Source organism: Pseudomonas sp. FFPRI_1, from assembly GCF_055384485.1.
Genome location: NZ_AP029168.1, coordinates 1,563,581 through 1,575,910 on the forward strand (window position 1 = coordinate 1,563,581; position 12,330 = coordinate 1,575,910).

11 protein-coding genes are annotated in these 12,330 nt (G+C 64.9%); 8 read left to right on the forward strand and 3 right to left on the reverse strand.

The features are described from left to right. Positions 1–110 precede the first annotated feature (110 nt). Positions 111–1,139 (reverse strand): SEL1-like repeat protein, encoded by a 1,029-nt coding sequence (locus tag ACZ5BO_RS06985; RefSeq protein ID WP_464698924.1) that lies wholly within the window; start codon positions 1,137–1,139, stop codon positions 111–113. Between the two features lie 35 nt (positions 1,140–1,174). Then, a complete protein-coding gene (locus ACZ5BO_RS06990; RefSeq protein ID WP_464698926.1) occupies positions 1,175–1,585 on the reverse strand; it encodes a hypothetical protein in 411 nt (136 codons plus the stop codon). Positions 1,586–2,278: 693 nt separating this feature from the next. Here ACZ5BO_RS06990 and ACZ5BO_RS06995 point away from each other — a divergent pair. The 8 genes from ACZ5BO_RS06995 (at position 2,279) to ACZ5BO_RS07030 (ending at position 11,689) form a co-directional block, all read left to right on the forward strand. Further along, complete coding sequence (locus ACZ5BO_RS06995) at positions 2,279–3,007, forward strand: tellurite resistance TerB family protein (protein ID WP_025127590.1); 729 nt, start codon at positions 2,279–2,281, stop codon at positions 3,005–3,007. A gap of 215 nt (positions 3,008–3,222) precedes the next feature. After that, on the forward strand, positions 3,223–4,845 hold the full coding sequence (locus tag ACZ5BO_RS07000) for a methyl-accepting chemotaxis protein (RefSeq protein WP_025127591.1): 1,623 nt from the start codon (positions 3,223–3,225) through the stop codon (positions 4,843–4,845). Next, the gene (locus ACZ5BO_RS07005; protein ID WP_464698929.1) at positions 4,845–5,381 is read left to right on the forward strand and encodes a chemotaxis protein CheW; all 537 of its coding nucleotides are present in this window, start codon (positions 4,845–4,847) and stop codon (positions 5,379–5,381) included. The genes ACZ5BO_RS07000 and ACZ5BO_RS07005 overlap by 1 nt, the downstream gene beginning before the upstream one ends. Continuing rightward, the gene (locus tag ACZ5BO_RS07010; protein ID WP_464698931.1) at positions 5,378–6,649 is read left to right on the forward strand and encodes a CheR family methyltransferase; all 1,272 of its coding nucleotides are present in this window, start codon (positions 5,378–5,380) and stop codon (positions 6,647–6,649) included. The genes ACZ5BO_RS07005 and ACZ5BO_RS07010 overlap by 4 nt, the downstream gene beginning before the upstream one ends. Continuing rightward, on the forward strand, positions 6,646–7,332 hold the full coding sequence (locus ACZ5BO_RS07015) for a chemotaxis protein CheW (protein ID WP_464698933.1): 687 nt from the start codon (positions 6,646–6,648) through the stop codon (positions 7,330–7,332). The genes ACZ5BO_RS07010 and ACZ5BO_RS07015 overlap by 4 nt, the downstream gene beginning before the upstream one ends. Then, positions 7,329–9,632, forward strand: coding sequence for a response regulator (locus ACZ5BO_RS07020; protein WP_464698935.1), 2,304 nt, complete (start codon positions 7,329–7,331; stop codon positions 9,630–9,632). Before ACZ5BO_RS07015 ends, ACZ5BO_RS07020 begins: the two co-directional genes overlap by 4 nt. Beyond that, positions 9,629–10,639 carry a chemotaxis response regulator protein-glutamate methylesterase gene (gene cheB / locus ACZ5BO_RS07025; protein WP_025127596.1) on the forward strand — a complete coding sequence of 337 codons (1,011 nt, stop codon included), beginning with the start codon at positions 9,629–9,631 and terminating at the stop codon, positions 10,637–10,639. The genes ACZ5BO_RS07020 and cheB overlap by 4 nt, the downstream gene beginning before the upstream one ends. 48 nt (positions 10,640–10,687) lie before the next feature. Beyond that, positions 10,688–11,689 carry a response regulator gene (locus ACZ5BO_RS07030; protein WP_025127597.1) on the forward strand — a complete coding sequence of 334 codons (1,002 nt, stop codon included), beginning with the start codon at positions 10,688–10,690 and terminating at the stop codon, positions 11,687–11,689. Positions 11,690–11,707: 18 nt separating this feature from the next. Here the strand turns inward: ACZ5BO_RS07030 and ACZ5BO_RS07035 are convergent, their stop codons facing one another. Next, the gene (locus tag ACZ5BO_RS07035) at positions 11,708–12,226 is read right to left on the reverse strand and encodes a hypothetical protein (RefSeq protein ID WP_464698938.1); all 519 of its coding nucleotides are present in this window, start codon (positions 12,224–12,226) and stop codon (positions 11,708–11,710) included. Positions 12,227–12,330 lie beyond the last annotated feature (104 nt).

Genomic DNA, 12,330 nt, shown 5'->3' on the forward strand with positions numbered 1-12,330 from the left:
AATTGAGTGGTTGCTCAATTAACTCGATCGGGGTGTGACAGGGCAAGAAGACACTTGTTAAAAATCGTCAATAAGTAGCTGGTCAAGGGCCGGGCACTTGGCGTGCCGTTTCAGGCCCCACCTGGCGCTGGGGGAGAATCTTCCAGGCACTGGGCGCCGCTGGCCGGCATCTGGCCTTTTTGGGTCCACCAGGTCAGGGCCCCTAGACTGTGCAGGTCACCGCGCTGGATCGCTTGCTGATGACAGGCCAGGGCCCGGGGCAGGTCGGTGACGCCCCATTGGCCATCGGCGTAGCCGCTGCCCAGGTAGTAGTAGGCGGTGCCCGAGTCCAGTTCCCGGGCGGTGCGCTTGATCAGGTCTTCGGATTGGCGCGGGTGCTGGCATTGGGTGATGGAGCCGTCGCCGAGGGGGTCGCAGTAGTACATGGCAAGCATCAACGCCGCCTCGGCATCGGTCTGGGCGTAAGGCAGCAACAGTTGTTCCGGTTCTCCGGGCTGGAGCTGCGGAGCCATGCCCGAGTAGCCCAGGCTCACCGCCTGCACCGCCGCCTTGGCCGAGCCGTGCCTGGCGGCGTCCAGCAGGATGCGCTGGCCGACTTCGAAGAAGTAGGCGGTCAAGGGGTACTGCTCACGGCTGCCATAGCCCAGGAGCAGATCGGCCTTGCGCATCTGCCGCTCCAGAGCGGTTTCACCGGCCGGTGGGTTCTGCTTGAGCAGGCCGTCCATGGACCATTGATCCACCCGCACCAGTTGCCAGCAGGCGCCCTGTTCGAAGACGAAGGCCTGGATCACCTCGCCCAGCGGCTGGTGCACCACCAGGGCGTTGCCTTCCCAGAACGTCTGCAGCCCCGCCTCGGCCTGGGCGCGGGGATCGAGCAGGGCCAGCAGGCTGCGGGTATCGCCCGTCAGCTTGTGCCGGGTGGTGACGGCCCGGCCCTGGTCGTCAAGGGCCGGACGTTGCTCGATCAACGGCGATTCGCTGAAGGCCTGCTGCAACTCAGGGCTGCTGGCAAAGGCCTGGACGAAGGTCGGCAGGTCGCTGGAGGGACAGCTGGGGGCGGCAGCCAGGGCCACAGGGGTGGCGGCGCCAAGCAGCAGGCCGGCCAGGTATTGGCGCAAGAGGTGACGGGGGGCGGTCATCGGCGAACTCATTGGGGGCGAGGGCAGGGCGTCGGTCATGGCGTGTCCGCCGCAGGCATCGACAGCAAGCGCTGGCACAGCCAGTGCGTCAGCCAGATCGCGAGCAGGGGCGGTACCGTCACCAGCAAGCAATAGACATAGCCGCGTATCGGATGCTGGGGAAACATTGCCCAGGCGGTGAACAGCGCCAAGGCGCCGATCAGGCCCAGCTTGACCTTCAGGCCAGGCAGCAGGGCCAGCAAAAAGCTGACAATGATCAGCAGCTGGAGCAGCAGCTCCACCATCATTCCCATGCCGAAGGCCTTGGCGATGGCACCGAAATGACTGCGATATACCGGCACGCCCCAGATATGCGCGAGGTAGAACAGCAGCGGCGGCAGTGAATGGGGCAGCAGGCCGATGAGAATGCGTTTGACCTGATACTGGCCAATGGCGTCCAAGCTCATGGCTGACACTCGCGGGCGGCGGTAGGAGTAGGGCGGGGCATGGGCGCATCCTTGCAGCCGGAGGATATTGAGCAATTCCGGTCAGGGGCGCCGGCGATTTTCAGGCGGCGGATATTGCCGCAACTCGGTGCGCTTATCCACTGGCGCCGACAGGATCTTTGCGCGCCCGGCATTTTTGTAGGAGCCGGCTTGCCGGCGAAGAGGCCCGCAAGGCGGGTGCCGTCCGTGGTGACGCTTTCGCTGGCAAGCCAGCTCCTACAGGAGTGTTGTGCGCCCGGTATTTTTGTAGGAGCCGGCTTGCCGGCGAAGAGGTCCGCAAGGCGGGTGCCGTCCGTGACGACGCTTTCGCTGGCAAGCCAGCTCCTACAGGAGCGTTGTGCGTCCGGCATTTTTGTAGGAGCCGGCTTGCCGGCGAAGAGGTCCGCAAGGCGGGTGCCGTCCGTGGAGACGCTTTCGCTGGCAAGCCAGCTCCTACAGGAGTGTTGTGCACCCGGTATTTTTGTAGGAGCCGGCTTGCCGGCGAAGAGGCCCGCAAGGCAGGCGCCATCCGTCACAACCTGCCGGGGCTCGGCCGCATCCCCCTGCACCGGCGAAAGCAACATTCTGAAGCACACTCTTCAACTGGATCGGGGCACTTCTCTCTAGGCTTACGGCCTTATGTGTCTGCTTGACACCTCTTTCAGGAGACGACAGATGAACACCCGTGGACTGCTCGATCAATTGCTCAAATCCGGCCAGGAGTTCCTGCAAGACAAGGCGGGTTCGGCGCCGACCAACAAACCCGGATCCGAGCAGGGTGGCCTTGGCGGCTTGCTCGGTGCTGCCAAGGGCAGTGGCCTGGGTGGCCTGCTCGGCGGCACGGGCGGTGGGGCCCTGGCAGGCGGCGCCATGGCTCTGCTGCTGGGCAGCAAGAAGGCTCGCAAGTACGGCGGCAAGGCCCTGACCTATGGCGGCCTGGCAGCACTTGGCGTGCTGGCCTACAAGGCCTATGGCAACTGGAATGCACAGCAGGGCCAGGCCCCGCGACAAGAGCCGCAGACCCTCGATCGCCTGCCGGCGCCCCAGGTGGAACAACACAGCCAGGCAATCCTCAAGGCGCTGGTGGCCGCGGCCAAGGCCGATGGCCATGTGGACGAGCGCGAACGGGCGCTGATCGAGGGCGAATTCCGCAAGCTGGACAACGATCCGCAACTGCAGCACTGGCTGCACAGCGAGCTGAACAAGCCCCTGGACCCGGCAGATGTCGCCCGGGCGGCCAGCACCCCGGAGATGGCCGCTGAAATGTACCTGGCCAGCGTGATGCTGGTGGACGAAGAGCACTTCATGGAAAAGGCCTATCTGGATGAGCTGGCGCGCCAGTTGCAACTGGCGCCGGGGCTCAAGGCCGAGCTGGAAAACCAGGTGCGCCAGAGCAGCCTCTGAAACACTCCGGGCGCCGCCCGGGGTCGAGGGTGGCGGTTATGCCTGCGGGATTTGCCGAAATGCCTTTCGCAAGGCCTGAAATCCCCTGCTAAGCCGCCATCCAGAGCGGGCGCACAAATTTATCGAAAATGCCACCCATGTCGTTAAACCACCCATAAAACCTGCATCGTCCTCGGCTATACTCCCCCCATTTTTGATGGCCTCGAGGACTGACTGTGAAGAACTGGACGTTGCGCCAACGCATTTTGGCGAGCTTTGCGGTGATTATCGCCATCATGCTGCTGATGGTCGTCGTCTCGTACTCGCGGCTGTTGAAAATCGAGGCGGGCGAAGAGCGCATGCGCAATGACGCCGTGCCCGGAGTCTATTTCAGTTCGATGATCCGCAGTGCCTGGGTCGATACCTACCTGCAGACCCAGGAAATCATCGGCCTCAAGCAGGACCAGGACATCAGCGCCGAGGACAAGGCGGACTTCAAGGCGTTCGAAGAGCGCCTGCAGACCCAGATGACCAATTACAAGCAGACCATCAACAGCCGTGAAGACCAGACCGAGTTCGATGCCTTCGAGAAGGACCATCAGGAATTCAACCGCATCCAGACGGCCGTGCTCGATCTGCACCAGCGCCGCCAGGAAGCCGAGGCGATCCGCCTGTTCAATGAGCAACTGACCCCGGCCTGGACCGCCGGGCGGATGAAACTCAACGACATCATCAGCGAAAACAAGGCCGTGGCCGATTCCGCCACCGCCGCCATCGACGATGCCGTGGCCGCGGCCAAGGTCAGCATGGGCATCTCGTTGCTGCTGGCGGTGCTGGCTGCCGGGCTCTGCGGCCTGCTGCTGATGCGCGCGATCATGGCACCGATGAACCGCATCGTGGAGATTCTTGAAATCATGCGGACCGGTGATTTGAGCGGCCGCCTGAACCTGGACCGCAAGGACGAGTTCGGTGCCGTGGAGACCGGCTTCAACGACATGATGACCGAGCTCACGGCCCTGGTTTCCCAGGCCCAGCGCTCCTCGGTGCAGGTCACCACCTCGGTGACCGAGATCGCCGCCACTTCCAAGCAGCAGCAGGCCACCGCCACCGAGACCGCCGCCACCACCACGGAAATCGGCGCGACCTCGCGGGAAATTGCCGCGACCTCGCGGGACCTGGTGCGCACCATGACCGAAGTTTCCAGTGCGGCCGACCAGGCCTCGGTGCTTGCCGGTTCCGGCCAGCAGGGCCTGGCGCGCATGGAGGACACCATGCATTCGGTGATGGGCGCGGCGGACCTGGTGAATGCCAAGCTGGCGATCCTCAACGAGAAGGCCGGCAACATCAATCAGGTGGTGGTCACCATCGTCAAGGTAGCCGACCAGACCAACCTGCTGTCGCTGAACGCAGCCATCGAGGCCGAGAAGGCCGGCGAGTACGGCCGCGGTTTTGCCGTAGTGGCCACCGAAGTGCGGCGCCTGGCGGACCAGACCGCAGTCGCCACCTACGACATCGAGCAGATGGTTCGCGAGATCCAGTCGGCGGTGTCGGCGGGGGTCATGGGCATGGACAAGTTTTCCGAGGAAGTGCGCCGCGGCATGGCAGAAGTGCAACAGGTGGGCGAGCAGCTGTCGCAGATCATTCATCAGGTCCAGGCCCTGGCGCCGCGGGTGCTGATGGTCAATGAGGGCATGCAGGCCCAGGCCACCGGCGCCGAGCAGATCAACCACGCCCTGGTACAGTTGGGCGATGCCAGCAGCCAGACCGTCGAATCGCTGCGCCAGGCCAGCTTCGCCATCGATGAACTGAGCCAGGTGGCCGTGGGGCTGCGCAGTGGCGTTTCGCGTTTCAAAGTCTGATGGATGAGCTCGCGCACAAGCGCAATGCTGCCGCAGCGGTGAGGAACACGCTGTTCCTGGTGTTTCGCATAGGAGACGAGCGCTATGCACTGCAGGCGGTGGATGTGGTGGAGGTGCTGCCGCGCCTGCAGCTCAAGCCGATTGCCCACGCACCTGCCTGGGTCGCCGGGGTCTTTGCCTACCGTGGTGCGGTGGTGCCGGTCATCGACCTGAGCCAGCTGACCTTCGGCCGGCCGGCCCAACTGCGCACCAGTACCCGGCTGGTGCTGGTGCACTACCGTGGCGAGCCCGGGCAGCCTGCCCGAGTGCTCGGACTGCTGCTGGAGCAGGCCAACGACACCTTGCGTTGTGACCCGGCAGAGTTCCAGCCCTACGGCCTGGACAACCGCCAGGCGCCGTACCTGGGGCCGGTGCGCGAAGATGCCCAGGGGCTGCAGCAGTGGGTCCGGGTCGACGACCTGCTGGGCCCCGAAGTGCGCGAGCTGCTGTTCCCCGCAGTGCCCCTGGACCCGGCGTCGCTTGAGGAGCCTCGATGAGTGACGAACAACGGTTCTTCGACTTTCTCAAGGAGCGTATCGGCCTGGATGTCGCCTCCGTTGGGCCGGCGATCATCGAGCGCGCGGTGCGCCAGCGTTGCAACGCCCTGTATGCCCACAGCAGCGATGAGTACTGGCAGAAGCTGCAAGGCTCGCGAGATGAGCAGCAGGCCCTGATCGAGGCGGTGATCGTTCCGGAAACCTGGTTCTTCCGCTACCCGGAATCCTTCGCCACCCTGGTCAAGCTGGCCAAGGCACGCCTGGCCCAGATCAAGGGCATGCGCGCCTTGCGCCTGTTGAGCCTGCCCTGTTCCACCGGCGAGGAACCCTATTCGATTGCCATGGCCCTGCTGGACGGCGGGCTGGCGCCGCACCAGTTCAAGGTCGATGGCCTGGACGTCAGCCCGCTGTCGGTGGAGCGGGCCAGGGCGGCGGTCTATGGCAAGAACTCCTTTCGCGGCCAGGACACCGAGTTCCGTGAGCGCCACTTCGTGGCCGAGGGCGACCGCTATCGCTTGAGCGAGCGGGTTCGCGAACAGGTGCGATTGCAAGTGGGCAATGTCCTGGATCCGGGCTTGCTGGCGGCTGAGCCGGCCTTCGATTTTGTCTTCTGTCGCAACCTGCTGATCTATTTCGACCAGGCGACCCAGCGCCAGGTGTTCGAGGTGCTCAAGCGCCTGACCCATGAGGAGGGGGTGCTGTTCATCGGCCCTGCCGAGGGCAGCCTGCTCGGGCGCCTGGGCATGCGCTCCATCGGCATCCCGCAGTCCTTCGCTTTCAGCCGGCACAGCGAGCCCGAGCCTGTCCCGGCGCCGGTCAGCTTGCCCCTGCCGTTGCCGCTACCGCCGCGTCAGGCGGTGCCTCCTGCACCGCGTCAACGGCCCTTTACCGCCCGAGTGGCGCCGCTGCCGGTGGCCGCAAGCCCACCGCCGGTCAGCGATGCAGCCAGCCTTTTGGCCAGCATTGCCACCCTGGCCAACGAGGGCAAGAGCGCCGAGGCTCGCCTGGCCTGTGAGCGCTACCTGCAGCACCACGAACCGGTGGCCCAGGTGTTCTACTGGCTGGGCCTGCTCAGTGATGTGGCCGGCAATGCCATGGAGGCCCAGGGTTTCTACCGCAAGGCCTTGTACCTGGAGCCGCAGCATCCCGAAGCCCTGGTGCACCTGGCCACGCTGCTGGCGTCCCAGGGCGATGTCGCAGGTGCCCAACGATTGCAGGAGCGCGCCGCCCGCAGCAGCCGCTCTGCCGACAGTGAGTTGAAACGATGAGCCAATCCTACTCATTGGACGTGACCCATGAAGAGGCGCACGCCATCGATGATTGCTGGAACCGCATCGGCATCCACGGCGACAAGTCCTGCCCGCTGCTGGTCGAGCACATCCATTGCCGCAACTGCGCGGTGTATTCCGCCGCCGCCACGCGCCTGCTGGACCGCTACTCCTTGCGCCAGGAGGACCGCGAACATTCGGTAGTGCTCAAAGCCGATAGCGATGTGGTCGCCCGCTCGCTGCTGATGTTCCGTCTCGGCGAGGAATGGCTGGGCCTGGCGACCCGCTGCCTGCTGGAAGTGGCGCCGTTGCAGGCGATTCATTCCTTGCCCCACCAGCGTTCGCGGGCGCTGCTGGGGGTGGCCAATGTGCGTGGGGCACTGGTGGCCTGCCTGTCCTTGACCGAACTGCTGGGGCTCGACGGCACGCCGGCGGTCGCGCCGTCGGGGCGGATCATGCCGCGGATGCTGATCATCGGTGCCGAGGGCGGCCCAGTGGTGCTGCCAGTGGATGAAGTGCACGGCATCCACGCCATCGACGAACGAATTCTCAATGGTGCCTCGGCGTCTGGCGAGCAGGCCAATGCCAAGTACACCCGTGGCGTGCTGCAATGGCAGGGACGCAGCCTGCGTTTGCTGGACGAGGAGCAATTGCTCTCGGCCGTGACCCGGAGCCTGACATGACCCCCGATCAAATGCGCGACGCCTCATTGCTGGAGCTGTTCAGCCTGGAAGCCGAGGCCCAGACCCAGGTGCTCAGCGCCGGACTGCTGGCCCTGGAGCGCAACCCGACCCAGGCCGACCAGTTGGAAGCCTGCATGCGGGCGGCTCACTCGCTCAAGGGCGCGGCACGGATTGTCGGGGTCGACGCCGGGGTCAGCGTTGCCCACGTGATGGAAGACTGCCTGGTCAGCGCCCAGGAAGGGCGGCTGTACCTGCGCCCCGAGCATATCGACGCCTTGCTGCAGGGCACCGACCTGCTGATGCGCATCGCCACCCCGGGCGGCGCCGAGATCGTGGCGCTGGACGTCCAGGCCTACGTGGTGCTGATGGAGCGCTTGTTGGCGCAAGGCCCAGCAGGGGCTGGTACGCCGCTGCCGTTGCCCGAGCCAGAAGCGCCGCTCCTGCCCCAGCCGGAACCCCAGGGCGAAGCCGACGCCCTGCCGCTGGCGCTCGAGCCGTCCCTGGAATTCACGCCGGGCACTGCACGCCCCGGCAAGCGCATGACCGAGGGCGGCGAGCGCGTGCTGCGGGTCACTGCCGAGCGCCTCAACAGCCTGCTGGACCTGTCGAGCAAGTCCCTGGTGGAAACCCAGCGGCTCAAGCCCTACCTGACTGCCCTGCAGCGCCTCAAGCGGATTCAGAGCAACAGCCTCGCGGCCCTGGAAAACCTCAACCTGCACCTCAAGGAGCACGCCCTGAGCCTCGAAGCCCAGGAGGCCCTGGGCGATGCGCGCCGGCTGCTGGCCGAATCCCAGCAACTGCTGGGGGAGAAAACCGCCGAGCTCGATGAGTTCGGCTGGCAGGCCAGCCAGCGCGCCCAGGTGCTCTATGACACCGCACTGGCCTGTCGCATGCGGCCCTTTGCCGATGTGCTCAGTGGCCAGGTGCGCATGGTCCGCGACCTGGGCCGCAGCCTGGGCAAGCAGGTGCGCCTGGAGATCGAGGGTGAAAAGACCCAGGTCGACCGCGATGTGCTGGAGAAGCTCGAAGCGCCGCTGACCCACCTGCTGCGCAACGCTGTGGATCACGGCATCGAGTTGCCCGAGCAGCGCCTGCTGGCGGGCAAGGCCGCGGAAGGGGTGATCCGCCTGCGGGCCTCCCACCAGGCCGGCCTGCTGGTGCTGGAGCTCAGCGATGACGGCAACGGCGTGGATCTGGAGCGCCTGCGTCAGAGCATTGTCGAGCGCCAGTTGTCACCCGCGCAGACAGCGGCCCAGCTCAGCGAGGAAGAACTGCTGACGTTCCTTTTCCTGCCCGGCTTCAGCCTGCGGGACAAGGTCACCGAGGTCTCCGGCCGGGGCGTCGGCCTCGACGCGGTGCAGCACATGGTGCGGCAACTGCGCGGCTCGGTGGTGCTGGAGCAGGCCACTGGCCGGGGCAGCCGTTTCCACCTGGAGGTGCCGCTGACCCTGTCGGTGGTGCGCAGCCTGGTGGTGACCGTCGGTGACGAGGCCTACGCCTTTCCGTTGGCCCATATCGAGCGCATGTGCGACCTGGAACCCGAGGACATCGTGCAGGTGGAAGGGCGCCAGCACTTCTGGCACGAAGGCCGGCATGTCGGCCTGGTGGCGGCCAGCCAGCTGTTGCAGCGGCCGGCAACCCAGGACAGCGCGCCAACCCTGAAGGTGGTGGTGATCCGCGAGCGCGACGCGGTGTACGGGATTGCCGTGGAGCGCTTCATCGGCGAGCGCACCCTGGTGGTGCTGCCCCTCGACGACCGCCTGGGCAAGATCCAGGATATTTCCGCAGGTGCCTTGCTTGATGACGGTTCGGTGGCGTTGATCGTCGATGTCGAGGACATGCTGCGCTCGGTGGACAAGCTGCTCAATACCGGTCGTCTCGAGCGCATCGCCCGGCACCATCAGCAGCATGCACAGGCGGTGCGCAAGCGTATTCTGGTAGTCGACGATTCGCTGACGGTGCGTGAACTGCAACGCAAGCTGCTGATCAACCGCGGGTATGACGTAGCCGTGGCGGTGGACGGCATGGACGGCTGGAATGCCCTGCGCTCGGAAAGCTTCGACCTGCTGATTACCGACATCGACATGCCGCGAATGGATGGAATTGAATTGGTCACACTCTTGCGTCGGGACAACCGCCTGCAGTCCTTGCCGGTGATGGTGGTGTCCTACAAGGATCGTGAGGAGGATCGGCGCCGTGGACTGGATGCCGGCGCCGACTATTATCTAGCCAAAGCCAGTTTCCATGACGACGCCCTGCTGGATGCGGTGGTGGAACTGATTGGAGGAGCGCGGGCATGAAGATAGCAATAGTCAACGACATGCCCATGGCGGTGGAGGCCTTGCGCCGGGCCCTGGCCTTCGATCCCAGCCATGAGGTGGTCTGGGTCGCGACCAATGGCGCGGAGGCGGTGAAGTATTGCGCCGAAATGACCCCCGACCTGATCCTCATGGATCTGATCATGCCGGTGATGGACGGGGTCGAGGCGACGCGGCGCATCATGGCCGAGACGCCCTGCGCCATCGTGATTGTCACCGTCGACCGCCAGCAGAACGTGCACCGGGTCTTCGAGGCCATGGGCCATGGCGCCTTGGACGTGGTCGATACCCCGGCCCTGGGAGCAGGCAATGCCCAGGAGGCGGCAGCGCCGCTGCTGCGCAAGATCCTCAACATTGGCTGGCTGATCGGCCAGCGTGGCAGCCGGGTGCGCGCGGCACCGGTGCCGCTGCGCAGTGGCGCGGCGCGCCAGAGCCTGGTGGCCATTGGCTCCTCTGCCGGTGGCCCGGCGGCCCTGGAAGTGCTGCTCAAGGGCTTGCCAAAGGACTTTCCCGCCGCCATCGTGCTGGTCCAGCATGTGGACCAGGTGTTTGCTGCGGGCATGGCCGAGTGGCTCAGCAGTGCCTCCGGCCTGCAGGTGCGTCTGGCCCGGGAAGGCGAGCCGCCACAAAGCGGCACGGTCTTGCTGGCCGGTACCAACCATCACATCCGGCTGTTGAAGAACGGCACCCTGGCTTATACCGCCGAACCGGTGAACGAGATCTACCGCCCCTCCATCGATGTGTTTTTCGAGAGCGTCGCCACCTATTGGAATGGCGATGCGGTGGGGGTGCTGCTGACCGGGATGGGCCGTGATGGCGCCCAGGGCTTGAAGCTGATGCGGGATCAGGGTTATCTGACCATCGCTCAGGATCAGCACAGCAGCGCGGTGTATGGCATGCCCAAGGCAGCCGCCGCCATCGGCGCTGCAAAAGAGATTCGCCCACTGGACAAGATCGCTCCACGTTTGCTGGAGATATTTGCCAAATGACTGATAAACGCAGCTGTCCTGGCCAGGTAGCAACTCAGGTGACAACCCATGAATGATTTACAGCTCGACGAATTCAAGACCGATGAAAACGCCGCCATGGTGTTGCTGGTAGATGACCAGGCCATGATCGGCGAGGCGGTTCGGCGTGGGTTGGCGAATGAAGAAAACATCGACTTCCACTTTTGCGCCGATCCGCACCAGGCCATTGCCCAGGCGATCCGCATCAAGCCCACGGTCATTCTCCAGGACCTGGTAATGCCCGGCCTGGACGGCCTGACCCTGGTGCGCGAATACCGCAACCACCCGGCGACCCAGAACATCCCGATCATTGTCCTGTCGACCAAGGAAGACCCGCTGATCAAGAGTGCGGCTTTTGCCGCCGGGGCCAACGACTACCTGGTCAAGCTGCCGGACAACATCGAGCTGGTGGCGCGCATCCGCTATCACTCGCGTTCCTACATGACCCTGTTGCAGCGTGACGCGGCCTACCGCGCCCTGCGGGTCAGCCAGCAGCAGTTGCTGGACACCAACCTGGTGCTGCAGCGGCTGATGAACTCCGACGGCCTGACCGGGCTGTCCAACCGCCGGCACTTCGACGAATACCTGGAGCTGGAATGGCGTCGGGCGATGCGTGAGCAGAGCCAGCTGTCGCTGTTGATGATCGACGTCGACTACTTCAAGACCTACAACGACACCTTTGGCCACCTGGAGGGCGACGAAGCCCTGCGCAAGGTGGCCACGGCGATTCGCGAGGCCAGCAGCCGGCCTTCCGACCTGCCGGCGCGCTACGGCGGCGAAGAGTTCGTGCTGGTGCTGCCCAACACCTCGCCGGGCGGGGCGCGACTGGTGGCGGAGAAGCTGCGCCAGACCGTGGAGGCCCTGAAAATCCCCCATATCGCACCGGTGGAGGGCGCCAGTCTGACCATCAGCATCGGTCTTTCCACCATCACGCCGCAGCCCAACAGCCATTGCCGACAGTTGATTTCGGCAGCGGACAAGGGGCTCTACCTGGCGAAGAACAATGGCCGCAATCAGGTCGGGATCGAGTAGGCGGTTTCGGCCTGCGCTCTAGGCGTCAGCCATTTCCGTGGCCGGCGCCTGATCCGCTGGGACCTCCACCAGGGTGTCTCGGAACAGGTAGTAGCTGTGGCTCGCGGTGTGTCGGCACCTGAGCTTTACCGCTTCGATGCGGTAGGTGGTGCAGGTGTCGAGTGTGTTGTCGATGAACCAGTTGTTCAGCAGGTTGCTGGGGGCGATCGGGTAGTCGCCAAAGCTGTAGTCCATGTAGCCACCCTTGTGGACGTGGACCCAGCGACAACTGAACCTGGCCTGCAGCCATTGGGTTCGCTCATCGACCTCATCCACCAGCATTCTTGTGCGGTAGTAGATCCACCACCACAGAAAGATCAGCCAGGGCACGACCAGGGCGCAGGCCAGCGCCGGTGAGACCAGCAGCCAGATTCCCATCAACGGTATACAGGCCAGCGCGCTGAAGAGCACGGCGAAAAACGCCTGGACGCCTTTCTGGTTTCGGCGCTCCCTGCGCTGGATGCCTTCGATCTCGGCGTTGTTGAGTGTGCGTCCCATGAGCCTGCTGTTTGCGTGTCGTTTAGCGGGGGATTGTATCGCGCTGGCCGGCTTCCAGGGCGCCGTGAGTGCCCATCGCAACCTTCGGGTATCGAAGGGGGCGG